Here is a 26,803-nt window from a genome sequence, read left to right as displayed (position 1 = left end):
AGTGCCGCCTGTGTTCTAGCCGTCTGCGTTAAGCGCTTGGTTGGGCCTTTGCCCCGATGTTTTCTATAGGAAAAGTTAAGCAAAAACAGGCTCCACCCAAGTCAGATTTTTTAAGTTGGGTTGCTCCATTATGTTGTTCAGCACATATTTTCATAGACAAAAGACCTAGACCATTGCCCCCTCTTTTGGATGTATAGAATGGTTCGAATATTTGTTCATGCAAATTATCAGGAACACCTGGCCCATTATCATGAACCTCTAATGTTGCCAAATTATCAACTTTATAGAATTTAATGAGTAACTTTCCCGAAAAGCCTGTTTCTTCAGCAGCATTAAGCATTATGTTTATTAACATTCTTTCGATAAGTATAGAATTAATATCAATATTTAATGATTCTTCAATTTCATGAGTTATGTCACAATTTTTTAATTTGTTATGTTTTTTGGCAAATTGAATAGTATTTTCAATAACATCAGACATATTTGTGATTTTATGTTGTCCAGGTATATAATTTTTACCATTATCCATCATTCTTTTAACAAGAGAAATAAGCTTGGTAGAAGCATCATGAATATCTGCAATTGACTGTAAATCTTCATCATCCCTCCTTTTGCATTCTTCCAGAAATTCTATGTTACCGAGGATGATAGTCATTAAGTTGTTAATATCATGGCAAACTGATGCTGAAAAAATACCTGTAATAACAATGGGTTCTGATGAAAGAATGCTTTTGTTTTGACGGATTATTAGATCATCCTGTTGCTTAATTCTATTTAGAGTTAAAAAGCTTAGAAAAAATAAAATACCCCCTGACACCAGCGCATACACAATACCTTTGTATTGTTCAAAGTAGGCTAAATTTTGTACAGTTATTGAAAGTCTTGAGGTTACCTCCCCAGAAATAACTATGTAAAGTGAAAGTAATACCACATATAGAATTGTTATATAACAGGCGAATTTAAGTGGATTTATCTGTGATTGCTCATCCAATCCATCTCGAAACATGGAAGTTTTTAGTGAGGAATCGATTGTCATATATTTACCCTCATTTTTAGTAGCCCAACGTTTAATTCACCGGCGAGCTTCAGCGCCGAATGGAGCGTAGCGGAGTGGTGTGAAACAGCTGGTTAGACATTTTATTATAATTTTCTTTTACTGAACTGGAATTATAAGTTTTCTTTCACTTTATTAGAAAAGATAGTTTTTGTAGTTTTTTTGCCTAACCCGAAATGTGCGATCAACGGATATAAGCCAATTGATAGGACAATGAAACCAATGAAAGTATAGATCAATTTATCTGTTAATGAGTAAATTGAATACATAAGCAAACCAGCCACAAGCAATCCAACACTAGTATCTATGAGTATTTCAATAAAAGTTTGGATCATTTTACTTATGTATTTGGTTATCCTGTGTGTGGCTTTTCCAATGTTTTCAACTTTTCTTATGTCTAACAAGTTATTTTCTGGTTTCCGTATAGCTCCAAAACATAGAAAATTCTGATCATGTAAAAACAGCCAGCTATCCTGTTTTCTGCTTTATATCCTGATAATTTCACTGGATATCAAGTTAACAGTATAACACACATGAAACTTCCTTTTATAATTATATGCAAAATGTTTAGTCGTTAGGTAGGATGCACGATATTAATCCGAACGTTAATCAGTAGACACAATCGTATACTTTGTCCACGGATGCTGAAAGAATGATTTTACTGTCTCTGGTCTGCGTTGGAGCGAGCGCATGACCTTCATGACTCTTTTATACAGATCCCATGCATTGGTGGTGGTTTGACGACCAATTTTATGGTTCTTAAGATAATTCCAAACGTGCTCATCAGGATTCAACTCTGGTGCGTAGGGTGGCAGAAAGAAGATTTTCAACTTCCCATTGGTGCTCTCTACAAATTTACGAACCTCATTCGAACGATGAACAGAGCTGTTGTCGAGAATCAGAAAAACCGGCCTTTTCACCCCGATAATAAGGCGCTTCAGGAATTCAATAAAAACGGAAGAATTTACACTGTCTTCCGTGGCCATAAACTTCATTGCACCACGAGGGTTGATTGCAGAGATCAAATTAACTTTATGCCTAGATCCTGTGGTTTTAACCACAGGCGTTTTCCCCTTTGGGGCCCAAGTCGTACCGGAATGGTAATCAGAACGGACTGTCGACTCATCACCAAAGAATATTTCAGCCTTCTCCTTCTTTGCAAGCTTCTTGATTTCCTTAAAGTCTTCCGCCATCCATTTCAGAACAAGGTATTCATCCTGCTGATACGACTTTCTTTGTGGCCGTTGGGGGCTCAGCCCAAGTTTTCTCAACAAACGACCTACAGAAACCTCACTCATGCTGACTCGAAATCTTCGTTTTATGAGTTCCTGCACCATGCCACGTGTCCAAAGCGCAAATTCAAATTTGAGTTGGCGAGGATCTACCCCAACAATAATTCGATACAGTTTTTGAAGCTGCTTTCCGTTAAGTTTTGGCTGTTTTCCAGGGGCTTTCTTACTGCGAAGAGCATCAAGACCACCTTCTCGATATTTCGCAAGCCATTCATAGATAACGGTTCTAGTAAATCCAAGGGCCTTTATAACTACTTCAGGGCTCTCTCCTGCCTCTACACGCTTTACAGCCCTTATTCTTATAGCTTCAAGGGCTTCTCGGTTAATTTTCCTTCCATCTTCAATATTCATGGATGGAGTATAACACATGTCTACTGATTAATGAACGGATTAATAGCACGGGACAACCTTGCACTGATAGGTCTTCACAATATGCCCTCCTTGTAAGTTTAAAATATGAAAAGACAGATAGAGAGGAGGATTCTTTTTCTGAATTTAGGCATTGGAATGTCCACATTGTAGGATATGTCTTGGTTTGTAAACTCGCTCTGCCAGATTTTGCTATCCTGCTTTCTTCCACCAGGTATTTTATTAGTGAGTACTTTTGTGACTTTACTTGGGACTTGTTCGGGCATTTTGCCCTAATCCTGTCTGAGAATTTTAAATGTGTATTTTCAGCAGTCTCCCTAAGGTGTCAGATCTTGTAAGTATTTGTAATTATATGTTGAGGGTGCATGTTAGGCAGTGAAAAGAAATAGATTTAAGCTATATGCGACCCTGGAGATTTTGAACCATTCTCTTTCAGGTTCATTAACGACAAGTTCAGACAGCCTGATAACGGACTTCGTTAGTTCTCAACTGTGTAGCGGTCAATTTTTTTTGATGGTGGGGGATAGGGTGGGGGGGAATGAAAAAAGCACTTACAGGATGATACCTGTAAGTGCTTGAATTGTTTCATGGTGACCCCAAGGGGACTCGAACCCCTGTTCCCGGCGTGAGAGGCCGGTGTCCTAGGCCACTAGACGATGGGGCCATGAATGAGCGTGTTTATACCTGAGTCGATATCATCTTGTCAAGAAATTGTTGGAGTTTTTTTGAGATGTATGATGGTTAATAAATGAGACGCCCCTTTCATATCCTGTTAAATCGTTTTGTCACCTGTCTCAGGTGTGTCGCAGTCTCGCCAGTCAGAAATTCAGGGGCGCACCGCCATCCCCAATTCCCTTTTGGTACGCCAGGGGTGTTCATTCTGCAATCGTTCCCAAATCCCAGGACATCCTGAAGCGGGATTATCGATAGGGCAGCGATAGAAGAGAGTGCCAAGTAGATCATGTCGTGATGTATGGGGGAGTGGTCGTGCATCTCACGGTTAGCCAAGTGTTTTACTGTACTGCGAATCTCATCATCCAACTGGTTGCTGAGGAACCATCCGACAGTCGTGTCATTGTCATGAGTGCCTGTATACACAACGCAATTAGGGGTGGTGAAGTTGTGTGGGAGAAAACTGTTGTCCAGGTTTCCATCAAAGGCAAACTGGAGGACTTTCATGCCGGGAAAGTGAAAATCCTCTCTTAACTTATGGACTTCCTCTGTAATTATGCCAAGATCTTCTGCGATTATATTTAATGGGCCAAGTTTTTGAAATATAGATGAAAAGAACTCTGGACCAGGCCCCTTGAGCCATTTTCCGTTTACGGCATCCTTGTTTTCTGCCGGAATCGCCCAATATGACTCAAAAGCCCTGAAGTGGTCAATCCTGGCAATATCGACAAATTCATAGGTCGAAACGAGCCGTTGTACCCACCAATCAATGAGATTGTTCCTTATCGTTGTAGACAAGGTGTTCCATTGATATAAAGGGTTTCCCCATCGCTGGCCTGTTTTGCTAAAATAGTCTGGAGGTACGCCGGAGACGAGGGTCGGAAGGCTTGTCGATTTATCAAGACAGAAAATCCCCTGATTTGCCCAGACATCGACACTGTCGAGTCCCACATAAATAGGGATGTCACCGAAAAGGAGGATGTCACGTTCCCTTGCTTTGGCTTGCAGCTCCAGCCATTGTTGGTGAAAAATAAATTGTTCAAACTGATAATAAAGTATGGAGTCTCTCAGTTTTTCAACCTGTTCGGCAATGCATTGGTTTTGCCGGGTCGCCTCCTTTTTCGGCCAGTCAAACCACCCTTTTTGACCATGTTGTTTTTTCAAGCTCATAAAGAGGCCGTAATCGGTTAACCAGGGGTGTTCGGTGCAGTAATCAGTAAACTCAGGAGGAGGGGATTTCCTGAATTCCTGAAACGCCTCCTGCAACAGCTTGGTTTTATAGAGTTGGACCTTGTCATATTCAGTGCAATACGGGGAAAATGCAGGATGATCCAACATACTGTATTTGGTGATAAGGCCTTCTTGGTAAAGGAGCTCTGGTGAAATCAGGAGTGGAGAGCCTGCAAATGCGGCTGTCGACATGTAGGGAGAATTATCAAAAAGATCATCTGTTGGGTTGAGTGGTAGGAATTGCCAGCAACGTTGTCCGCAGTCTTGCAGATAATTAAGGAAATTCCAGCTGGCCGGACCTATGTCACCTATTCCAAAAGGTGAGGGAAGGGAGCTTATATGGGCCAGAATGCCACTTCGTCTGTTATTGGTTAAAAAGTTTTTCATAATTTGTCATATTACATTGAAAATACGTCGTTCTGAATGAGGAGGATCATGTTTTCTGACGTGTGAACATGAGTTGTTATCCTTTGGGGAGTGAAAATTCTATCTAATTGCCAAGAGGATGAAGTCGTCGCCTTGCCTAAAGACCAATGAGTGCTATAATGTGACTCAGGCGATACTGGCAGATCCGTTGATTGTGTCGCTATGCAGAAGCGACTGGCATCTACGGATATAATAGCCTTGATTTGTTTTCATACAAGGGTGAAAACAATTGGTTAATTGGTAGAAATATGCGTATAAACAGAGATAGGTGACATAACGTTTGCATAAATAGTATCAATGCGGTAATGTGGGAATTTTGGCGAAATTTACTGTTTGATTCGCTGTGGCGTTTGTAATCACCTGATATCTTAACAAGTGTTGGCAATTTTTTGATTGCCGGACTCGAGTATACAAGAGTCTAACGGCTAAGAATCGCAGTGATCTTACCAATAAATATTAGCAATGGAGTTGTGGCCCTGTGCTGTCTGAATTAAAAGAAAATCTTCTGAAAGCAGGTAAATCTGAGGGATGTATCAGTTTTGACGATCTAAACGAACTGCTCCCTGATGAAATCAAGGATCCCAATGCCATTGAGAAAATATTTAATTTTCTCGGTGCTCATGACATCGAAATAGTAACGGTTGAAAAATCAGGTGAAAAGAGAACTCTTTCCGGTGAAGTCTGGGAGAGGAAGGCTGATGGTTCAGAAAATGGTTCCGATGAATTGGATCTCGCTTCAGGAGTAACAGAGGAAGAGTCACATGAAGCGGAGGAGACAACAACTACCTACCTTCGCGAGATGGGGCGATTCGACCTGCTGACGCCTGAAGAGGAAGCAAAGTACAGCAAGACTATCCGACAGGGTTTCGAATCTATCATTGTAGCCGTCCGTGAAGATAGTTCAGGCATCAAAGAGATGCATCTCTTACGCGAGAGAATCGATTTATGGGAAAAACGGGATCCGACCCTAAAGCCTAAAAAGCAGCAGCTCAATTTCATGCGGTACAGTGTCAACAGTGCTGCACGCCGATATCCCGACATTCGGGACTTATTTGAACTTCAGGCGAAAATAGAGGCTTATTCGCGTTCTATTGAAGTGGCAAAAGATACAATGATCAGAGCTAATTTGCGTCTTGTTGTATCAATTGCCAAAAGATATATGCACCAGGGGTTGACTCTTGCTGATCTCATTCAGGAAGGAAACCTTGGCCTTATGAGGGCCGTCTTTCGATTCGATTACACCAAGGGTAATAAGTTTTCGACCTATGCAAGCTGGTGGATCAGACAGGCGATTACCAGGGCTATCCTCGATAAAACCAGAACAATCAGACTTCCTGTTCATTTTTTGGAGCTGAGGAGCCAGTTTTTCAAAGCCTTTTATGCACTGTATAAAGAGCTTGGAAGGGAGCCGACACCGCTTGAGATTTCCAAGGCGACTAATTTGCCCATGGATAAGATCCTTTCTATCCTTGAAGCATCAAGAGAGCCAATTTCCCTCGAAACGCCAGTAGGGGACGATGATTCAACCTTAGGTGATTTTCTTGAAAACCAGGAATCTCAATCGCCATACGACGCGGTTCAAAACAGGGAACTCGCAGGAAGGGTTACGGAGATACTTTCAACCCTCAGTGAACGTGAAGAAAAGATCATCCGTCTTCGTTTCGGGATTGGAGAAAAGGCGGAATACACCCTTGAAGAGATTGGAAAACGATTCAACGTTTCGCGAGAACGTATCAGGCAGATTGAAAAGAAAGCCCTTAACAGGCTTCGACATTCAAGCCGTCGTGACAAATTGAAGTTCTTTATAGATTGATTGTAACCTCTACCAGTTTGAGCCGGGATTCTATCCCGGCTTTTTTGTTTCTATGCAAAACTCGATAAAACGTGCCGGACTCGGCGATATATATGACAAGGTTGTTGAAGGTGAAAGGTTATCCTTTGACGATGGACTGCGATTGTACCGCAACAGCAATATACTAGCTGTTGGCGCAATGGCCAATATCGTGCGCGAGAAGATGAATGGCGACAATACGTATTTCATCTACAACCAGCATATAAATTACTCTAACATCTGTACCAACCTCTGTAAGTTCTGTGCTTTCGGTAAGGAGAAAGATGCCGAACTTGCCTATGAGATGACGGTAGACGATGTGAAACGAAAAGTACAGGAACGGCTGGATGAGCCGATCACAGAGATTCACATGGTGGGTGGTATTCATCCGGATTTACCGTTTAGCTATTACCTGGATGTATTGCGTGGCATCAAGGAGGTTCGTCCCGATGTGCATATCCAGGCATTCACCTGTGTTGAGATTGGGCACCTGGCCGGTTTAGCAGGAAAGTCGGTTGCGGATACACTCGAAATATTAAAAGAGGCCGGACTGGACTCTATTCCCGGTGGTGGTGCAGAGGTGTTTGCACCGAGAATCAGGGAAATAACCTGTAAGGATAAACTACCGGGGAATGAGTGGATCGAAATCGCCAAAACAGCTCACAGGAGTGGTCTGAAAACAAATGCGACCATGTTGTATGGCCATATTGAGACACTGGAAGAGCGTATGGAACATTTACATGCGCTTCGTGATGCTCAGGATGAGACGGGTGGATTTCTGGCGTTTATACCACTTGCCTTTCATCCCAAGAACACCGAAATGTCAACGCTTTCCCGCTCAACGGGTATTGATGACTTAAAGAATATAGCAGTAGCAAGGTTGTTTCTCGATAATTTTCCTCACATCAAAGCGTATTGGGTCATGATTGGGCCCAAATTAGCCCAGGTGTCGCTTAGTTTTGGTGCTGACGATATGGATGGAACTGTTAAAGAAGAGATTATTACCCGTATGGCCGGTTCGGAATCCGGACATACCATTGGTTCATCCACTCTGGTTCGGCTTATCCGTGAGGCAGGACGAACACCTATTGAAAGGGGTACTCTGTACAATATCATCGAAACCCATCCAAGAACAGACAACTGAGGTGGGTGACATGGATATCCAATCAATTGCAGAAAAAGTAGACCAATCCCAGAGGATCAGCGATGAAGAGTTCCTGTTGCTCGAAAGAACAGCAAGTCTCCATGACCTTGGTTTCATGGCAGAGAGTGTTCGTTGGCAGAAACATCCTGAAAACAGGGTGACCTATGTCATTGATCGTAACATTAACTATACCGACACCTGTATTTCCGCCTGTAAATTCTGTGCCTTTTTCAAGGCGCCTGAAAAAGGCAATGGCTATGTACTGGGTAAAAACGAGCTTGGTGATAAAATCAAGGAAACACAGGACCTGGGGGGTACCCAGATCCTTCTTCAGGGCGGGCTGCATCCTGATCTTCCGTTTGACTACTACCTTGATATGTTACGATTTATTAAGGGTACAGGTATTCACGTTCATGGTTTCTCACCTCCGGAAATTCACCATTTTTCCCAAATAGCCTCCAGACCTACCACTGAGATTATCAGCCAGTTGATTGATGCAGGTCTCGACTCTATTCCGGGTGGAGGAGCGGAGATTCTTTCCGACCGGGTCAGGGCATCCATTGCTCCCAGGAAGTGTAACGCTGATGAGTGGATACGAATCATGGGAGAAGCTCATGACCAGGGGTTACGGACTACGGCCACAATGATGTTTGGCCATATAGAAACGGTAGAAGAACGTCTGGAGCATCTACGTCGACTTCGGGATCTGCAGTATAGAACAAACGGTTTTACTGCCTTTATTCCCTGGCCGTTCCAGCCTGACAACACCTTACTGGCTGAAGTTGAAGGAACCTCGGCAGTAGGGTATCTTCGAATGTTGGCCTTGTCCCGGATATATCTCGATAACTTTGATAATATTCAGGCGTCCTGGGTTACGCAAGGACCGAAGGTCGCTCAGCTTTCCCTCTTTTTCGGGGCAAATGACTTCGGTAGCACCATGATAGAAGAGAATGTTGTTGCCGCTGCCGGAGTCAGTTTTAGGTTGTCGGAGCAGGAAATCAGGAAACTGGTAACCGATAGTGGATTTGAGCCATGCCAGCGCAGAATGGACTACACTTTAGTAATGCCTTGAGGATGTATCCCTTTAAATAAAGTCGTAAAGGTATAAAGCATGAACAGAATGCGTCCTGTTGACGCTGACAATTTAGATAAGATTACCATCGATCACCTGCTGCCAGAGGTATGCGAGGTTCGTATCGGTATGGTGAATTACATCAATACCGCACCGATTTATGAAACCTGGAAGAAGTACCCTCTTCAACCCGGGTGGCATGTACTCGAAGCACCTCCATCGACACTGAACAAATTGTTGGCTCAAGGTGAACTTGATCTCGGTTTTGTGTCGTGCTACGAATATGCAAGGAATCCTGAGAAGTACGAAATACTCCCCGATCTTTCAATAAGTGCTAGCGGTCCTGTCGGCTCTGTTTTTCTCTTTTCGAGGAAAAAGGTGGGGACGGCCAGGTTCCTGAAGGTGCTACTCTCCAGCCAGTCTGAAACATCTGTCGCCCTCGTTAAAATTATTCTTGAGGAGTTTTATAACCAAAGACCTGACTATTTCGTTGGGGTCATTGATGACGCAAGACAAGATGGGTGTGATGGTGTATTAGCGATTGGAGATGATGCTTTACGACTGAAAAAAGCTGGTATTTATGATTATTGTCTTGACCTCGGTGAGGTCTGGACCCAGCAGACAGGCCTGCCTTTTGTTTTTGCTGTTTGTGCGGTTCGCCGCGAATTTGTAGAAAAAGAAGCGGAGCTTCTAGAAAAAGTATATCACAAACTGCTGAGATGCAGGGAAGAGGGTTGCGCTGAGTTAATGGGAATATGCAAAATTGCCGCGCCTCGTATTCCCATGAACATTCATGATTGTTATCATTATCTGAAAGGGATTGAGTACGATCTTGGACAGAAAAAGGTTGATGCATTAATTGAATTTTTTACTCACCTTATCCAGAGGCAGGAGGTTGAAGCCAACGCCTTGCCATTGAAATTTGTAAAAATATGAGTTCGTTACAGTCGATAATGAGGTGGAGAACAACATGACGCACGAAAAGCTGCTTGTTGCGGTAACAGGAGCAAGCGGTATGGTCTATGTTCCTGCCTTACTAAACGAGTTGAGCCAGGGGGATGTAATCGTGCATGGGATTTGTTCCTCATCCGGCAGGGAAGTGCTGGCAATGGAACAGGGGCTCCAGCCTGACAACTTACCCCATGTGGAAAAGTGGTTTGACGAGAAGGATTTTTCTGCCCCCCCGGCCTCAGGTTCCAGCGATTATCAGGCGATGGTTATCATTCCCTGTACTATGGGTACACTTGCCTCTGTTGCCAATGGGCTGTCTATCAACCTGATACATAGGGCTGCCGATGTGATGTTAAAGGAGAGGCGGCGGCTGATCTTGGTAGTCCGGGAAACACCGCTTAACAGAAATCATCTTCAGAATATGCTCAAGGTTCATGATGCAGGAGGAATAATCTGTCCTGCCATGCCAGGATATTACCTTAACCCCAAAACGATTGAAGAGGCAGCGCGGACATTTGCCTGGAAGGTTACTGATCTCCTCAATATAGTTGTTCCCGGCCGTAGGAGGTGGGAGGGGAAAATAACATGATAAAAAAAATATCCATCCTGCTGGAGATGATTCAGTTTAAGCTGACTGTTTTTGCCATGCCTTTTGCTTTTACCGGCGCTTTCCTGGCCGGTCGAGGTTTTCCTGATTTCACCACTGTCCTTTTGATTATCATGGCAATGGTTGGGGCACGGACCTCAGCAATGGGTTTTAACAGGATAGTGGATTATCGTTTTGATAAGGCCAATCCCAGGACTGAATCGAGGGCTATCCCTTCTGGTGAAGTGAAGATGGTTGAGGCATGGGCACTTGTAATGGGTTTTGCCCTGATTTTTTTCCTGGCCTGTTATTTGCTGAACAGCCTGACCTTAATGCTTGCGCCGGTTGCCCTGTTTTTGACATTTTTTTACTCTTTCACTAAACGCTTTACTTCCTTTTGTCATATTGTTCTTGGTCTGGCTCTTGCCTTTTCCCCTCTTGGGGGCTGGGTGGCAGTAGCAGGAAGCCTGGAAGGATATCCCTTTGTATTATCGTTAGGGGTACTGTTCTGGGTAGCCGGCTTTGATACAATTTATGGCTGTCTCGATGCCGATTTTGATAAAAAGGCAGGGCTTTACTCTCTACCATCAAGGCTCGGGAGGGTCAATGCCTTCCGTTTAGCCGGGCTTTTTCATATCATTGCCTTCCTTTTTTTTACCCTTACGGGGTTTATGGCAGGTTTGAACTGGTTATATTTTGTGGGTCTTATCCTCTCAGGCGGAGCATTGCTCTATCAACACATACTGGTCAGGCCTGAAGATCTTTCACGTATTCACGTTTCTTTCTTTTCCATGAACGGGTTTATCAGCATTGCGCTATTTCTTGCTACCTGGTTGTCACTTTTGACGGAAGGTGGTGGTTGAGATGCGTTTTAAACCGATTCATTTACGGGCAGTTGCTACGCTTACGGTGTTGTCAGCCTGTACACTGGCAAGCGAGTGTTTGAGTGAGGAGTCTCAAAATCTCAAGGATATCCCCTACGGTGTAATGTCTGCTGAAATGGTTCGTATAGCCTACAGTGGTACCGAGAAATTGAAGTATGCCATTTCCTGGACTGGTGGGGTCAAGATCGGGGAATTGCATATGGAAATTCACCGTGACAAAGACGAAGGGTATGAACTTGATGCGTACGTCACGACTGAGGGAACATTTATGAATAGTATCTATCCTGTTCACGACACGCACACAACCAGGGTACGCGGGGACGAACGGTTACCGTATTTTTATGAGGTTTATCAGGAAGAAGGGTATAGCTATACTGCATATCGTATGACGACGTACGATCAGGAAAAAGGAGTTGTCAAATATCGTAAAAATGACCAGCCTGTACGTGAGTTCAAAATTGATGGGACTTCACATAACGAGTTTTCCGCCTTCTTTGCATCAAGGCTTATGGAATTTAAAGATGGTGGAGCCATTATTGTTCCGGCCTTCGCTGATAAAAAAAGGGCAGAAGTCGTTGTTAAGACACTGAGCCGACAAATGACTTCCCAAACAGTGCTAGGTGATGTCCAGACAGTACTGGTCAGCCCGATACTTAAATTTAAAGGGTTGTACGACAAGAGAGGGGATACGGTTATCTGGTATACGGATGATGAGTGCCGGGTGCCGGTACAGATCAATTCGAAGGTTGTTGTTGGCTCTATCACCGCCAAACTCGTTTCATATGAAAACCCTTTATGCCCAAGGTATACCACTACAAAGAGCGTATCGAGCAAGAAAGAAGATGAGGCTGGTGGGTAGCAACACTTACTGGACCCTTAAAATATTACAATAGGAGTTACGAAAAATGACAGAGCCAATTGTACAAACAGATTTTTCTGACCTGAACATTGTTCACCGAGGAAAAGTTCGGGATATGTATACTATCCCCGGACATGACGACAAACTGTTGATGGTCGCAACGGACCGTATTTCCGCATATGATGTGGTCATGGATGATGCCATTCCCGGTAAGGGAGCAGTCCTGACCAAACTGTCGCTGTTCTGGTTCGAGTTGTTGGGTGATATAGTAGAAAATCATCTTATCACAGCAAATGTAGACGAATACCCTGAAGCATGCAAACCATATGCTGATCAGCTTCGTGATCGATCCATGCTTGTAAAAAAGACAAAACCATTGCCAATAGAATGCATAGTACGTGGTTATATATCCGGCTCCTTCTGGAAGGCCTACAAAGTGAATCGGGTCGTGTGCGGTTTTGAGTTGCCTGAGGGAATGAAGGAGTCTGATCAGTTCCCGAATCCTCTTTTCACCCCTTCAACCAAGGCTGAACTCGGTGATCATGACGAAAATATCTCTATCGAGCAAATGGTTAAAATCCTTGGCAAAGAACAGGCGGAGAAGGTTGCAGATATCAGTGTTCAGCTTTATCAGAAGGCTGCAGAGTTTGCCAGGGAGAAGGGAATAATAATTGCCGATACAAAATTTGAACTAGGTGTCATTGATGATCGTATCATATTAATTGATGAGGTGTTGACTCCCGATTCATCAAGGTTCTGGCCAATGGATAAGTATGCACCAGGCCAGGGCCAGCCCAGCTTTGACAAACAGTTCCTGAGGGATTATTTATCATCGTTGGAATGGGATAAAACGCCGCCGCCCCCAACACTTCCTGCGGAGATTGTGGAAAAGACAAAGCAGCGTTATGAGGAGGCAGTTTCCCTGATTACAGGTAAATAAAATTCACTTCATATAGCTGTTCCTGCACACCCAAAGGCCCGCAAACGGATTGACATTTCAAGCTGTATGCGGGTTTTTTTTATATCTGTACATTCGGTGGAATGTTATCTGTTGCAGCGATATAGGAAAAACTTTTCATAATTGTGACGTAATAATGATACAGTACAGGAAGCCACCACTTCATTACCTTTGAAAGTTCTATAGTTTACGGGGGCACGGCATGGTAAAGAGATTTCTCATCTTTCCTCTACTGGTTCTGCTTGGTTACGGTCTTATCTCTAATAGCGATTTTGCCACCATAGCTGCGGGTGTTGCAATTTTTATTGTTGGGATGCTGTTTATGGAGGATGGGTTTCGGCTCTTTACCGGTGGAACCCTCGCACAGATTCTCAAAAAAACGACAGGCACCCTTCCACGCTCAATCTTCAGTGGGTTTCTGTCTACCGCCATCGTCCAGAGCTCCTCTCTTACCTCTGTAATTGCCATTTCGTTTGTAACGGCAGAACTTATAAATCTTTCACAGGCTATAGGTATCGTTTTCGGTGCCAATATAGGTACGACTGCCACTGCCTGGATCGTCGCAGCTTTCGGCATGAAGATAAAGATCTCAGCCTATGCAATGCCTATACTTGTCTTCGGTGTTCTATTTACCTTCACCAAAAAACAGACCTATCGTGGAATTGGCAATATTCTGTTGGGGCTGGGTTTCATTTTTCTTGGTATTTCCTTTATGAAGGATGGGTTTGAAACCCTTAAAAATGGAATCGATTTGTCACAATTTGCTGTTTCCGGATTACTTGGTATTGGTGTCTACGTATTTCTTGGTGCAATTGCCACAGTCATAATTCAATCGAGTAGTGCGACTATGGCTCTTATTATTACAGCGGTCGCCACCGGTCAAATCGAGTATGTCAACTCTCTTTCGCTTGCCATAGGAGCTAATATAGGGACAACTGTTACAGCCGTACTTGGGTCTCTCACATCGAATGCCAACGGCAAGAGGTTGGCCGTCGCACATCTTATTTTCAATATTGTGACCGCACTTTTCGCGATCCTGTTTTTGCCTCTCCTTCAACAACTTGTTATAAAGATTAGTTCCGTTGTAGGGATTGGTGATGATGACATTGCCATGCAATTGTCACTCTTTCATACTATTTTTAATGTGAGCGGTGTGCTGATCGTCACTCCTTTTATGGGGAAGTTGGTAGGCTACCTGGAGACTCTTTTTATATTTAAGGGAGATCGCAGGGGGAAGCCGATATATCTTGATCACGAGGTAATTAAGACACCAGGACCGGCTCTCACAGCTTTGGCAAAAGAGACAATGCATCTTTATGACATTGTCACCAATACCATCTTGAAAGCAGTAGGAATAAGCAGGGAGGAAATCCTGTCAGAGGTTGAGTGGCGGAGAATTGTTGAAAAGGCTCCTCGTGGTGACGTCGATGTCGACGAAATATACGAGGGGAGAATTAAAAAACTCTATTCAACTATCCTGCAGCATGCTGTTCTGGCCGAATCGAATATGAATAAGAAACAGCGCAAACAGGTCTACAAAATAAAACTTGCAAGCAGGGAGATTGTAGAGGCCGTAAAAGATATCCGAGAACTTCAGAAAAATATCGGAAAGTACCTGCAGAGCGACAATACTGCTATTAAGGGAGAGTACAATTTCTTACGTGCAAATCTCGGTGAGGTTCTCCGAAGAGTCGAAGATATCAGAAGGTCACCTTATGACTACGATTTACTTGGTTTGGTGGAAGTTGCCAGGGAAAAAAACAAGAATCTGGACAGGGTTGCATCTAATCGGCTCAGCAGGCTGTTAAGGGATGGTGAAATTACAGAAAATATGGCGTCTTCGTTAATGAACGACAGTTCCTATACCCGCATGATCGCAAAAAACCTGCTTAAAAGTGCCGCTATTCTCTGGGCGGGTGAGATGGAGACGGAGATCACTCCTGACACGCCTGCGGCGCCTGCAGTTGGGGAAATTTAAGTCCTGACAGATAGTTACCTGTTTTCTGTGCAGTACTTAAGCACGTCCTCAAGGTTTGTATCTTTAAACTCATATCCACTGGCAAGAAGTTTTTCTGGTTTTGCACGGGTGCTGGAAAGTAACATTTCATCCGCCATCTCACCAAAAAGAAGGCGAAGCATGAAGGGGGGCGCAGGAAGGCGGGCCGGACGATGAAGCACCTTGGCCAGGTTTTCGGTGAATTCCCTATTGGTGACAGGCGTTGGTGAAACAACGTTCACAGGTCCGTTAACGGAAGGGGTGTTAATAAGGAATTCTACAATCTTTGTTATATCGCGAATTGAAATCCAGCTCATATATCCAGTACCTTTACCGATGGGGCCACCAAGCCCTGCCTTGAATGGGGGCAGCATCTTGTGCAGGGCTCCTCCCTTGGGGCTGAGCACCATGCCAAATCGCAGGTGGACGACACGGGTACCAAACTCTTTCGCCTTTTTTGCCTCTTTTTCCCATTGCTTGCAGACATCTGCCAAAAAACCGCCGCCGAGTCCACTGTGTTCATTAAGGAGCTCATCTCCGCGGCTCCCGTAAAACCCTACGGCGGAGGCGCAAAGCAGGGTTTCCGGCGGAGTTTTCAGGGTCGCGAGGTACTGGACCAGTTGCCGGGTCCCCTCAACCCGGCTCTCCAGAATGGCCTTCTTCCGTGTTGTTGACCATCTGCCATTTGCAACATTTTCCCCTGCAAGGTGTATGACGTGATTGAATGGTTGCGAGTCGTCATCTTCGGAAAAAAGGTCCCTGGTATCCCAGAAGGTAGAAAGGGATGCATCTTTGTTACGTTTCAGGCAGCGGATGTCGTGACCGGCGGAATGCAGACTTTCGATAAGGGCACTTCCTACAAGTCCTGTACATCCTGAGATTAAAGTTCTCATGTCTCTATCCTGTTTGTGGTGGGAGTTATTTATTTAATGCGAGTGGTTTTATACGGCTAGCCAGTAAATGTCGTATAGCCATTACGGGATGACGCAATATCATTCTTGGTCCGGCATAGCGCATGATTTCACGAGCAAGGTTGCGCATGTCTTTTTTGTAACAGTGGACTGTACAGTTGGCGCATGTCGGTTTTTCGGCCTGAAACGGGCAGTTGGCAAGACGTTGCTCAGCGTATTTGAGAAACGAGGTGCAAGTGCCACACAGAATACCCTTCGTGGTCTGGTGGTGTGAAGCGCAGTACATTTCTGTCATTGCCTTAATTGTACCACGTTCATTGTCCATCCTGTCAGATCCAGGCATTAGTCGCTTCCTGTGTGTCTTTTGAGTTTTTCGACAATTTCAGTACACACCTGTTCCTGGCTGAGAAAACTGCAGTTAACTGTAATATCCGCATATTGGGTGTACAAGGCATATCTCTCATCAAAAAGTTCCCTGAATGTCTGGTCTGGGCGTTTGGCCAGGCCACGGGTCTCATAATTTTCTATACGCGATCTCAGACAATCGAGATCAGCATCAAGAAAAATAAAATATCCATCCTGTTTCAGGTGCATCATAGCTTTATGGGAGTACGGTACAGAACCGCCGGTCGCTATAACGTGATTTTTTATATCCACACCGCATACAATGCGTTCTTCAATTTCCCGCAGTGCCATATGTCCATTACTATCGATTATCTCTTGGAGGGTGCGTTGTTCGTCAAGCTGGATGAGTACATCGGTATCGACAAAGTCCCTGGCAATTTGTTTGGCCAATATGATTCCCACCGTCGATTTACCTGAACCAGGCATACCTATGAGTACCACATTAGATTTCCTCTTATTTTCATTCATCTATTAATATTCTCATTTTCATTTAGCAAAGACTATAATTCTGTACATCTGAACTGCAAGGCTATCTATACTTTGGTTCGCTCTACTTTGTATTTGCCGGGTTCTAAATCGCACTTCTTTCATCCGTGAAGTTTTATCTGTCCAGGTATCAGTTGAACCAGAATAAGCGAGACGCCACTGAGTATTGCCCCCGCGATAAAGGGTATACGATAATCTATCAACCAGAGCAGACCACCTACTACCGGAAGGATAACGGCGGCAATATGGTTGATGGTAAAACCAACAGCCATACTCGGTGCAATATCTGATGGATCGGCGATTTTCTGAAAAAATGTCCTGATGCCAATAGCAAAATTGAAAAATATGTGATCGGCAATGTAGAGGAAGGCAACAGTTAATTTACTGTCAACAACACTGTAGGCAACAAAAACAAAGATCAGGGCCCCATATTCAAGTGAGAGTACCTTACGTTCACCAAATCGGTTGATGGATCTGCCGATGAGTGGAGCGAGAAAAAAGTTGATCAAATTGTTGAGCAGAAAGAGCAAAGCGATTTCGTGCAGTGAATAATCAAATTTTTTGACCAACAGGAAAACGGCAAAAGCGATAAAGATTTGCCTCCGGGCACCTGCAAGAAAGGTAAGGGCATAATAGAGCCAATACTGTTTCCTGAATATCATGTGCTTATGCTGAGGTACCAGATCCGGTTCCGTGGGATCGGTTGTCATTACCCAGCAACAGACTCCGATGATAGCAATACCGAACAGCAGGTACAGGTTTCTGTAATCAAGAAAGGAGGCAAGAGCAAAAATAAGGATAGAGACGATAATGTTTGAAGCAGAACTTATGCTTCGCAATTTCCCGAATACTAATGGTGCTTGTTGTTTATCAAAATATTGGAGAGTGAGTGATTGGTTGGTTGTTTCGAAATAGTGGAAACCAAAACTCATAAGTAGCGTTGTGAAAAGGATACCTCCAAAACTTGGAAGCAGACCTGTGAGGCTTACTCCTAAACCAAGGATGAGGACAGCTAAGGCGGAGAGTTTATGCTCCCGGATAAAGAGGAGCACATAAACGACTAGAAGGGAAAGGAATCCAGGTATTTCCCTTACAGACTGAATCATCCCCACGTGGTGACCATCAAGACCCAAAATATGAACGGAAAAATTGTCGAACAGGGTTCGCCAGAGATGTAGGCCGCCTGTGGCACAGATAGTGAGTACCAGCAGGTAAATATACATCGGTTTTTTGGTGATTGAAGTCATCATTTTAATGTTTATTAATTAACTGAAAATAGATTTTTCCAGTAGTAATTCTGCGGTCGGAAGTGGTGATAGTACTGTAGACCGTCACTGCTTACAAGCGTACATTTTTGTGAGCTTTAAGAATATAATCGTGAATGGATGTCCTGAATTCACGGAGAGTCTGAACTTAATAATCATGAAAAAGAATGATCCAGATTGGACTCCTTTCAATGTTTTTGTTATGTTATAGGTCGATGGAGTAAGAATATTGTTTGGTAATAGAGCAATATCCCTTTTTTATTTAACTAATAATTACGACAATTAAGTGAGTTATGTTTGATAAATTGATAGAATGGTTCGATTCTACACACATTCATGAACAGATTCTTGATGTAGAGTTCGTCGCACTTTTCACAAATCCCTGGTTTGCTGTGCCCTTTGGTAGTTTGATCGCCTGGATGCTTTATAAACAGAGCTGGAAAGAAATTATTATCATTGGCGTGATTATTGCGGCGTGGTGGTTTTCAGGAACAGACTACATGGCTTCACTGATAGTAAATGGAGAAGTTCAAATTGAAAAGGTCCTTCCTGTTGTATTTGGAGGAGCCGCCGGGCTGGGTCTTGTAATATACCTACTTTTTGGCAGATCGGACTAGCTGGAGAACGAATGCGTTTTAGAAACGGCATATTCATCATCACGGAAGATAATCACTGTCCCCTTTATAATATTGGGGAGGAGATGAAGATCAGTGAAGGTATACTCAACCTGCCGGTGGCTAAACCCACTTGTCTAACCTTGGCGAACGAGTTGTTGTATATAGCCTCCGATGATGAGAGCTATGAACGGCTGCAATACGGTGAGAAGAAGAAAACCAAGTTCGATTGCGGTGGGTGCACCGGATTAATTCGTTTTGAATTCAAGAAGGAAAAAGGTTTTGAAACACTGCAGATGAAGCTTCTTGCAGCCTCCGAGAGAAAGGAAAAAATCAAGAATGTGGCACAGTATGCCGGACTGCTCAGGACCGTCGAAACGTTCGAGCCACTCCTTGATGATGACCTTCTCGATCTTGCCACCATGATGGAGTTCAAGGATTATCCGTGGGGATTTCCAATTGTTCAGAAAGGGGATCCGGGGGTAAATCTTTTTATTATTGTGAGTGGAAGAGTAGAGGTTATTGACTCTGAGGGCATCACCCTGGCCGAGATGGGGCGAGGTGATGTGTTTGGTGAAATGAGTCTGCTCTCAGGAGATCCGGTTACACTTACTATTATTGCCTCGGAACCGTGCCAGATTGCAGTTCTGAATCACAAGAATTTCAGGCATATCCTCACTAAATTTCCTGCTCTCCAGGTATTCTTTTATAAACTGCTTGTTAATCGTATCACTGTTATCAACCAACAGCGAGCTGAGGAACTTGCATCGGGTATGGTTGGCCAGATTGCCGATATTCCGGTTGTGGAACTCTGCCAGATGATCAACTCCAATCAGAAAACCGGTGTCCTGAAACTTGAGATGGAGAATACCAGGGCAACCCTGATGTTTAATGAAGGTGAATTGATCTATGCGGATATTAACAATCAGGAAGGAGAGGAAGCATTTTTTTCCATATTAGGGCTTAATTCAGGACGATTCAAATTTATTCAGGGCTTAGCTGCAGCTGATAAAAACAGGGATGTTATCGGTGGTTTTATGGGACTCATCATGGAAGGTATGAAAAGACTTGATGACGAAAGAGAATAACCGACTTACCTTTTTATGCACTCTCGATTGATTTAGCTTCTTCACTTCCCGTTTACCATATTTCTACTTGGCTGTAACATGTTGATGCTTAACATAAGGTGTAACTCGTTTTCATCCTAAAACCAGTAAGTTTGTTCAAGATAAAGGCGCGTCTGGAAATTTCACAACAACATATGCATGATATTCCCAGGATACGATTTTCAGTCGCAACGTTGAGATTGGACAAAAAGGGCAGTTGTAGGACGGGAACAAACTTTACACATCTTACGGTGAGGCATGAACAGGCGGAAGACAAAACAGACAGTTTTTCATATCCTGCAATCAACTCAAAGAACAGAAATTCATAAGCAACTGGAATGTCTTAACCCTTTGGATACCATTAGTCCGCTTTTTTCTGCTCTCTGTGCCACAAATGATTCTGTTCGATGGAATGGTATATATTGTTTTGGTATTGTCGTGCCTGCAATCAGGTTGTCCAATGAAGAGTCAGCCAGAATAATCATGCGTCGTCTGCTCTGGAGCCTCAATGATGAATCTGGCGGTATAGGCTGGGGGGCACCTGAAGCCATGGCCGAGATCATGGCTCAGGATGATAAACTGATCCATGAATACCTGCATATGTTCCTCTCATACATGAGAGAGGATGGTCCGGAATTATATGCTGACGGGAACTTCCTTGAACTCCCCATGCTCCAACGCGGGTTATTATGGGGGGTTCTGAGGCTATGTGAAACAAGGCTCAAGTTATTACTCGAAAATAAGGTGGATAAGGACGTGGTCCCATATCTGTCTTCAGAAGACGGTCACGTTCGGGGCCTTGCTGTCTGGTGTTTACTGGAGATGGGGGACAGCACTAACAAGGAAACAGTCGGTCGGCTGGTCACGGACGGCTCCACACTGGAAATATACAGGGAAGGTTATGCGCAGGAATTCACGGTTGGTAGTATCGCCGAGAAATATCTCCGATCGAATGACCCTCATATGTGAAATACGTTTCACTCCTCAAGAATACCGGATGGCATAGGAGGCACCTCATCACCTCCCAGCAGGTAGCCACCATCCATCTGAACAACCTGGCCTGTCACATAGGTGGCGTCAACGGCCAGGAAATAGGTAAGATCAGCTACCTCTTGCTCACTTGCCGTTCTTTTCAGGAGGATTCTTGCATAGAGATCTTCCTTTTGTTGACCTGTCAGGATCGACCAGCCTCTGGTGTTTTCGCCGTGGCGACTCCTGACCAGTCCAAGCATGATTTCATTAACCCTGATTGCCGGTGCTGATTCCCGGGCCCAGGTTTCGGTGAGTGTTCTAATTCCTTTGTTTGCGGCACTATACCCATCGTTAAAAAAACAGGCAGCAGGACCACTTCGTCCGGTATGGGCTGCAATGGATGAGATATTAATAACACATCCCGCTCCTGCCTTCTGTAAAAGTGGTGAAAAAGAATGGTAGAGATTCCATTTCGCTTTCAGGGTTGTGGCAAACTCCAGATCCCATTGTTCCCGATTGTGCTCATGGTCATATGTTCCATGAACAACGGGCATCCCACCACGTTCGATATTGTTTATCAGATAGTGAACGATACCAAAACGCTTGCGGATCTGGTTTGAGAAATCTCTAACTTCATCAAGGTTACGTAAATCACATCTACACTCGTAAAAGGGTATTTCTTTTTGGGCAAATTCAGCCACCATTTCCTCAACAGATTCAGGCCAGTCTAACCAGGGGAGGAGGAGGGTGGCCCCCTGATCTGCAAATTTCCGTGCAATGTGTCTGCCGATAGACCTGGATGCCCCTGGTATGAGGACTATTTTTCCTTGAAGAGGAAGTGTCGAGACCATTTTTCTTTGGTGGTGAACGGGCTTGTATTTTAGTAATGAGGAACTATTCTTTAGCTGGAAGTATAACGTTCTTATAAATACAAATATACAGGCAAATTAATGAATTGCATATTTAAATATCTATGGCCTTCAGTAGTGGGTGTTGTTCTTTGTGTGGCTGCCCTTGTGGGAGGTGTCCAGAAGAGTTGGGCAGATGATACCAGCTGTATTTCAACCGGTTGGCCGTCCGACCTCAGCGACCTTAAACCAGATCCACTTTTGAAACGCGGTATACTTGCCAATGGCTTTCGTTATATCCTTCTTCCCAATAACGAACCGGAAGATCGTGTGGCGATATATCTCAACATTCAGGCAGGGTCGCTTCACGAACAGGAAAACCAGAGAGGTGTGGCCCATTTTCTTGAACATATGTTGTTTAACGGGACCACACATTACCCTCCAGGGGAATTAATCGATTTTTTCCAATCTATAGGGATGAACTTTGGGGGGGATACCAATGCTCACACCTCTTTTGATGAGACAGTATATAAAATTAATTTACCGCAAGGAACTGAAAAATATTTGCGTGATGGTATGCAGGTCATGGCTGATTTTGGTGGTGGAGCACTTTTGAATGAGGAGGAAATTGACAGGGAGAGAGGCATAATATTAGAGGAAAAACGGTCACGGGATTCCGCTTCGTATAGAACGCATGTTGAAAGTAACAAGTTCAGGATGCGGGGCACACTGATGCCGGAACGTCTTGTGATCGGCGAAGAAGTGGTGTTGCGGAATGCGAACCGGGACCTTCTCAAACAATATTATGACTCTTGGTACAGACCGGAAAACATGGTGCTGGTGGTTGTCGGAGATTTTGATACATCCTTGACCGAGCAACTAGTTGGAGAATATTTCAACAACCTGAGGAGTAGTGAAACCACCTCAGAATGTCCTGATTTTGGGAATGTCCAGCATCAAGGTCTGGAACCGTTCTATCACTATGAGCCTGATCTGGGGAGAACGGAGATTTCAATCCAGACCATATGGAATCAGCTCCCCATAGCTGATTCTCTCGCTTATCAGGCACAGGAACTTCATAAATATGCTGCTATTCTTATGATGAATAATCGATTGGAGAGAACTGTTGAGAGTGAGGACACGGGTGCAACGGACAGCGGATACTACTCTGGTGATATACTCGGCAAAGTTGGCTATTCTGTAATCACCTCGAGAACGGATGGTAAAAGTTGGAAAAAGGCGTTGGCTTCGTTATCGAACTCACTGCAACAAGCCTTGGTGCATGGCTTTCTTCAACAGGAACTCGATATTGTGAAGAAGGACCTGCTGGCCTCACTTGAATCTGCTGTATCTACGGCTGAGAGCCGAACATCGCAAGAGTTGGCAGCATCTATCATTAGAAGCTTCAACGGCAATAGGGTGTTCCAGTCTCCAGAACAGGAACTGGAGCAATACAAGGATATTGTTTTGACAATGGATCTTGGGGAGGTAAACGATTTATTCAGGAAGGGCTGGCAACATTCAAGCAGGATTGTCAGTGTCACTGGTGATGCTTTGTTGGACGTTGAATCTCCGAATAAGATGATTGCAGACTACTATCTCGAATTGGAAAAGATAGTACCGTCACCACTGGTTGCTGCCCCCAAAGAGGTTTTCCCCTATTTGAAAGTGCAACCAGGGAATTATTTAATTATGGAGGAAAATGAACTTCCCGAAGTTGGAGCGAAACGAATTGTTTTAAGCAATAATGTTGTTCTTACTTTCAAAAAAACGGACTATGAACCGAACAAGGTGAGGGTTGTTGTCGATATCGGCACTGGTCAATTTGCTGAACCGAGACCCGGCATGAGCCTGGTGGCACAGGAAGTACTTAACGATTCTGGCACGGGGACATTGAGTCGAACCGAATTCAGTGATGTTCTTGCAGGCACAACCATCAATGTCGATTTCAGAAGTGGTGAGGGCAGCTTTCGTTATAGTGGACAAGCAATCACAAAAGATTCTGAACTCCTGTTGCAAGTGTTGCACGCATTGATACGAGATCCAGCTTTTTCCAAGGATACGTATGACCGCTCGATACAACGGTTGTACCATATGTATGATCGTCTTGAGAAGGATATTAACGGTCCATTACGAGGAGATGTGCAGCGCTTTCTTGCTGGTGGAGACACCAAAGCCGGCCTGCCTCCACGGGATAGTCTCAAAGGTTTTTCCAGGGATGATGTGAGGGAGTGGTTGTTTCAGGAGTTGGCGTCATCGTCGATGGAAGTTGTTCTGATAGGTGATTTTGATTATGAGCAGATGAAAGCAGCTGTTTTACCATTATTCAGTGATCTCGGGATGAGATTACCTATAGAAGCGGTGACCGACAAACGAACATTTCCCAAAGGCGAAAACAGGACTTTTGAGATTGATAGTCCCATTGATAAAAGTGTTGTGATTGTCGCCTGGCCGACAACGGATATGATGGATATCGAACGAACCCGAAGGCTAAATCTTCTGGCCCAAATTTTTAAAGAAAGGGTGCGGACGGTCATTCGAGAAAAGCTCGGTGCGTCCTATTCCCCAAGCGTATACAGCAGGCCCAGTAAAATATACAGGGGCTATGGCCTGTTTGTCGCACAGGTTGTCACTTCACCTCAACATTTGGAATCTGTTCGCAACGAGCTGCTAACCATTGCTTCTGACCTGAGAGAACATGGCACAACAGCTGAAGAATTGCTGAAGGTGCAGAAGCCACTACTCACTTCACTTAAAGACACTATAAAAACGAACAATTATTGGCTCTATTCGGTTTTGGGAGAATCGGTTCGATATCCGCAGCAACTGCAGTGGTCAACAACCATGCAGGATGATTATGGTTCGGTAACGGTTCAGGAGATTAACCAACTTGCAAAGACGTTTTTACTGGCGGGTGTTGAGGCTGCAGTTGAGATTCGTCCGCAGCAAATTACGCCTAGGTGAAGAAATAGAATAAAAACATATGTTTAATATCGATAATAACCGTTGTTCAGGAAGGAACAAGTTCTTTTCTTTGACGTTAAAATCGGCAGGTAACTTTCTCCCCAACTCTTCGTTATTTTATAAGAATATAACTCTTAATATCAAATACATGACAGATAGTATTCTCTAAAATTCTTCGATCTGAGAAAAAATATCTATTGTCGGACAGGCTCCTAGCCAATAATCCAGAGGGCCATGTTTTCGGTCTGTTTTATTGTCCGACGGGTAACTCCCCCCAGAAATCCCTTGGACCCTGATTCCGGGCGCCTTCCTATAACGATGGTTCCACATTTATGTTTTCTGGCACAACTTATAATTGCCGTACTTTCTTCCATGGTGGTGGGGACGGGGAGAGATCTGATGCATCTCTCCGGAATGCCTGCGTCGGTTAACAGGCTGGCTGGGCCTGTGTAGAGGCACCCGTTACCGGAAAGATTTGCATCACACCATTCTTTTCCCCATTTATCATAAAAATTTTCAGGTTTACAAACAGGGGCAGAAGAGAGGAAGCTGCGAGTGTGAAACAGGAAAAACTCTATGTCACTCCTGTCTTTAAAGATATGGGCCAGATGATCTATCGCCATCATGGAGTGAGGGGTGCCATCTACCGGTACAAGCATCCTGGTCGATGTAACAGCACCGTCAAGTATCCACAAGGGTATCGTCCTGCTCTTGTCAAAGAGTGAGGAAGAAACGGAACCCAGTAATAGTTCCCCCATAAGGCCAACTCCCCTTCGTGAGACAAGTAAGGCATCGAAGAGATGTTTCTCGGAATAGGTGAGGAGGGCAGTAGCAACATTAGCCCCCTGGATTGTATCTGTTGATATCCTCGCCTTCTCCAGGCCGCAGCTCGCGAGCTTTTCAACACCTTTATTCAGACACTTGCCCGCGGCTATCTGGCTCTTACTCATCGGTTTCTGGGGCAACAGGCTGTTACGCTCGTCCTCTGGCGGTGGGATAGGGCTGCTTCTTCCGGTTACACAGTGGCAAAGCTTAATATAAACATCATCCCGATTACCAAAAAGGGATGCTGCATATTCGAGGGAGAGACTGCTTGTTGGGGAGTCGTCTATGGCAATGAGTATTTGCTTGTTCAATTAATTCCTAGTCTCCTTAAAGGCTGAAGCGGGCCTCACTTCTCTTTTCCGTATAATTATTGTTGAAAAATAGTGTGGATTCGCTGGGGCAACGGTGAGATCCCGAATAATTCGTTCATCTACCATGCCTGCCTTCTCTACATAGACGGCCCTATGGGTCAACCCGGTTTCCTGTAAAATTTTACAGATACGATCCATCACCCTGTGAACTTTCATAAGTATTATAGCATCAAAATCGATTAAAGTTTGACGGATTTTTGATTCTGAGAAAGTGGCAGGTATGACAGCAAGCTTGTCATCACCAAGGCAGACGGGGGTGGAGATAGCTGCGGAACAGCTGGACATCGCGGGGATTCCAGCTATGAATTTAACATTCACCTCAGGTCGGATGCTGCATATTGTATCGTACAGATAGTAACCTGTGGAATAGATCCCAGGATCACCAAGAGTCGGAAATACCACATCTCCCTTGGTATCCATCAATTCCAGAACCTTCCTGGCCGTATCTTCCCAGGCGATCAGGACATCGCTCTTGATATCACGGTCGAGATGAATTTTTTTCATTGGGAAATGAACCTCTATAACCTCCTTGCGGGATAGATCAATCGCCTGGTTCACAATAGATAGCGCCGTAGACAACCCATTTCTTGAGGCTTTAGGCGCTACCAGGATTGAGCAGTCCTGTAGCTTCTTGTAGGCTTTGAGCGTGAGGAGATCTGGATCTCCGGGCCCGGTACCGATGATGTAGAGCGTTGATTTGTTCATGATCCCG

At 44.3% G+C, this 26,803-nt stretch carries 23 protein-coding genes and 1 tRNA gene; 13 read left to right on the top strand and 11 right to left on the bottom strand.

All coding sequences use genetic code 11. From position 1 onward, the window contains the following. Window positions 1-28: 28 nt before the first annotated feature. The 4 genes from GA520_RS11060 to malQ all read right to left on the bottom strand — a co-directional run bounded on the left by GA520_RS11060 (window position 29) and on the right by malQ (window position 5,004). A complete protein-coding gene (locus tag GA520_RS11060; RefSeq protein ID WP_163341197.1) occupies window positions 29-1,036 on the bottom strand; it encodes a sensor histidine kinase in 1,008 nt (335 codons plus the stop codon). A gap of 623 nt (window positions 1,037-1,659) precedes the next feature. Continuing rightward, complete coding sequence (locus GA520_RS11055; RefSeq protein WP_304511286.1) at window positions 1,660-2,715, bottom strand: IS630 family transposase; 1,056 nt, start codon at window positions 2,713-2,715, stop codon at window positions 1,660-1,662. A gap of 588 nt (window positions 2,716-3,303) precedes the next feature. After that, window positions 3,304-3,379: transfer RNA gene (locus GA520_RS11050), tRNA-Glu, on the bottom strand. 98 nt (window positions 3,380-3,477) lie between these two features. Then, window positions 3,478-5,004 carry a 4-alpha-glucanotransferase gene (malQ, locus tag GA520_RS11045; RefSeq protein ID WP_163336548.1) on the bottom strand — a complete coding sequence of 509 codons (1,527 nt, stop codon included), beginning with the start codon at window positions 5,002-5,004 and terminating at the stop codon, window positions 3,478-3,480. Between the two features lie 517 nt (window positions 5,005-5,521). Here malQ and GA520_RS11040 point away from each other — a divergent pair. The 9 genes from GA520_RS11040 to GA520_RS11000 all read left to right on the top strand — a co-directional run bounded on the left by GA520_RS11040 (window position 5,522) and on the right by GA520_RS11000 (window position 15,306). Then, window positions 5,522-6,856 carry a sigma-70 family RNA polymerase sigma factor gene (locus GA520_RS11040; RefSeq protein WP_163336550.1) on the top strand — a complete coding sequence of 445 codons (1,335 nt, stop codon included), beginning with the start codon at window positions 5,522-5,524 and terminating at the stop codon, window positions 6,854-6,856. Window positions 6,857-6,908: 52 nt separating this feature from the next. Then, a complete protein-coding gene (gene mqnE, locus GA520_RS11035) occupies window positions 6,909-8,018 on the top strand; it encodes an aminofutalosine synthase MqnE (protein ID WP_163336552.1) in 1,110 nt (369 codons plus the stop codon). A 10-nt stretch (window positions 8,019-8,028) separates the two neighbouring features. Then, window positions 8,029-9,090: a cyclic dehypoxanthinyl futalosine synthase gene (gene mqnC, locus GA520_RS11030; RefSeq protein ID WP_163336554.1), complete on the top strand. Its 1,062-nt coding sequence runs from the start codon at window positions 8,029-8,031 to the stop codon at window positions 9,088-9,090. Window positions 9,091-9,129: 39 nt separating this feature from the next. Continuing rightward, complete coding sequence (locus tag GA520_RS11025) at window positions 9,130-10,026, top strand: menaquinone biosynthesis protein (protein WP_240910057.1); 897 nt, start codon at window positions 9,130-9,132, stop codon at window positions 10,024-10,026. A 34-nt stretch (window positions 10,027-10,060) separates the two neighbouring features. Further along, on the top strand, window positions 10,061-10,630 hold the full coding sequence (locus GA520_RS11020; RefSeq protein ID WP_163336559.1) for a UbiX family flavin prenyltransferase: 570 nt from the start codon (window positions 10,061-10,063) through the stop codon (window positions 10,628-10,630). Next, on the top strand, window positions 10,627-11,490 hold the full coding sequence (locus tag GA520_RS11015; protein ID WP_163336560.1) for a UbiA-like polyprenyltransferase: 864 nt from the start codon (window positions 10,627-10,629) through the stop codon (window positions 11,488-11,490). The genes GA520_RS11020 and GA520_RS11015 overlap by 4 nt, the downstream gene beginning before the upstream one ends. Before the next feature lies 1 nt (window position 11,491). Continuing rightward, complete coding sequence (locus tag GA520_RS11010; RefSeq protein WP_163336561.1) at window positions 11,492-12,370, top strand: DUF3108 domain-containing protein; 879 nt, start codon at window positions 11,492-11,494, stop codon at window positions 12,368-12,370. Between the two features lie 46 nt (window positions 12,371-12,416). Beyond that, window positions 12,417-13,310: a phosphoribosylaminoimidazolesuccinocarboxamide synthase gene (locus tag GA520_RS11005; protein ID WP_163336562.1), complete on the top strand. Its 894-nt coding sequence runs from the start codon at window positions 12,417-12,419 to the stop codon at window positions 13,308-13,310. A 220-nt stretch (window positions 13,311-13,530) separates the two neighbouring features. Further along, window positions 13,531-15,306 (top strand): Na/Pi cotransporter family protein, encoded by a 1,776-nt coding sequence (locus GA520_RS11000; protein ID WP_163336563.1) that lies wholly within the window; start codon window positions 13,531-13,533, stop codon window positions 15,304-15,306. 14 nt (window positions 15,307-15,320) lie between these two features. Here the strand turns inward: GA520_RS11000 and GA520_RS10995 are convergent, their stop codons facing one another. The 4 genes from GA520_RS10995 to GA520_RS10980 form a co-directional block, all read right to left on the bottom strand. After that, a complete protein-coding gene (locus tag GA520_RS10995; protein ID WP_163336564.1) occupies window positions 15,321-16,217 on the bottom strand; it encodes a TIGR01777 family oxidoreductase in 897 nt (298 codons plus the stop codon). A gap of 25 nt (window positions 16,218-16,242) precedes the next feature. Then, window positions 16,243-16,578: a nitrous oxide-stimulated promoter family protein gene (locus GA520_RS10990; RefSeq protein WP_163336565.1), complete on the bottom strand. Its 336-nt coding sequence runs from the start codon at window positions 16,576-16,578 to the stop codon at window positions 16,243-16,245. Beyond that, window positions 16,578-17,108: a shikimate kinase gene (locus GA520_RS10985; protein WP_163336566.1), complete on the bottom strand. Its 531-nt coding sequence runs from the start codon at window positions 17,106-17,108 to the stop codon at window positions 16,578-16,580. Before GA520_RS10985 ends, GA520_RS10990 begins: the two co-directional genes overlap by 1 nt. Before the next feature lie 119 nt (window positions 17,109-17,227). Then, window positions 17,228-18,373: an MFS transporter gene (locus tag GA520_RS10980; protein WP_163336909.1), complete on the bottom strand. Its 1,146-nt coding sequence runs from the start codon at window positions 18,371-18,373 to the stop codon at window positions 17,228-17,230. Between the two features lie 311 nt (window positions 18,374-18,684). On the opposite strand from GA520_RS10980, the gene GA520_RS10975 reads away from it, so the two are divergent. The 3 genes from GA520_RS10975 (at window position 18,685) to GA520_RS10965 (ending at window position 21,080) form a co-directional block, all read left to right on the top strand. Next, window positions 18,685-19,008 carry a hypothetical protein gene (locus GA520_RS10975; RefSeq protein ID WP_163336567.1) on the top strand — a complete coding sequence of 108 codons (324 nt, stop codon included), beginning with the start codon at window positions 18,685-18,687 and terminating at the stop codon, window positions 19,006-19,008. A gap of 11 nt (window positions 19,009-19,019) precedes the next feature. After that, window positions 19,020-20,093 carry a DUF4388 domain-containing protein gene (locus GA520_RS10970; protein WP_163336568.1) on the top strand — a complete coding sequence of 358 codons (1,074 nt, stop codon included), beginning with the start codon at window positions 19,020-19,022 and terminating at the stop codon, window positions 20,091-20,093. Between the two features lie 276 nt (window positions 20,094-20,369). Next, entirely contained in the window at window positions 20,370-21,080 is a 711-nt protein-coding gene (locus tag GA520_RS10965) for a DVU0298 family protein (RefSeq protein WP_163336569.1), read from the top strand. Between the two features lie 8 nt (window positions 21,081-21,088). On the opposite strand, the gene GA520_RS10960 is transcribed toward GA520_RS10965, so the two are convergent. Further along, entirely contained in the window at window positions 21,089-21,934 is an 846-nt protein-coding gene (locus tag GA520_RS10960; RefSeq protein WP_163336570.1) for an SDR family NAD(P)-dependent oxidoreductase, read from the bottom strand. 99 nt (window positions 21,935-22,033) lie between these two features. On the opposite strand from GA520_RS10960, the gene GA520_RS10955 reads away from it, so the two are divergent. Next, the gene (locus GA520_RS10955; protein ID WP_163336571.1) at window positions 22,034-24,895 is read left to right on the top strand and encodes a pitrilysin family protein; all 2,862 of its coding nucleotides are present in this window, start codon (window positions 22,034-22,036) and stop codon (window positions 24,893-24,895) included. Window positions 24,896-25,107: 212 nt separating this feature from the next. Here GA520_RS10955 and GA520_RS10950 read toward each other — a convergent pair whose 3' ends face one another. After that, complete coding sequence (locus GA520_RS10950) at window positions 25,108-26,031, bottom strand: universal stress protein (protein WP_163336572.1); 924 nt, start codon at window positions 26,029-26,031, stop codon at window positions 25,108-25,110. After that, window positions 26,032-26,796 carry a precorrin-2 C(20)-methyltransferase gene (gene cobI / locus GA520_RS10945; RefSeq protein WP_163336573.1) on the bottom strand — a complete coding sequence of 255 codons (765 nt, stop codon included), beginning with the start codon at window positions 26,794-26,796 and terminating at the stop codon, window positions 26,032-26,034. Window positions 26,797-26,803: the final 7 nt, after the last annotated feature.

This window comes from Desulfopila sp. IMCC35008, from assembly GCF_010646885.2.
Lineage (GTDB): Bacteria > Desulfobacterota > Desulfobulbia > Desulfobulbales > Desulfocapsaceae > Desulfopila.
This window is presented reverse-complemented; position numbering and strand designations above follow the sequence as displayed.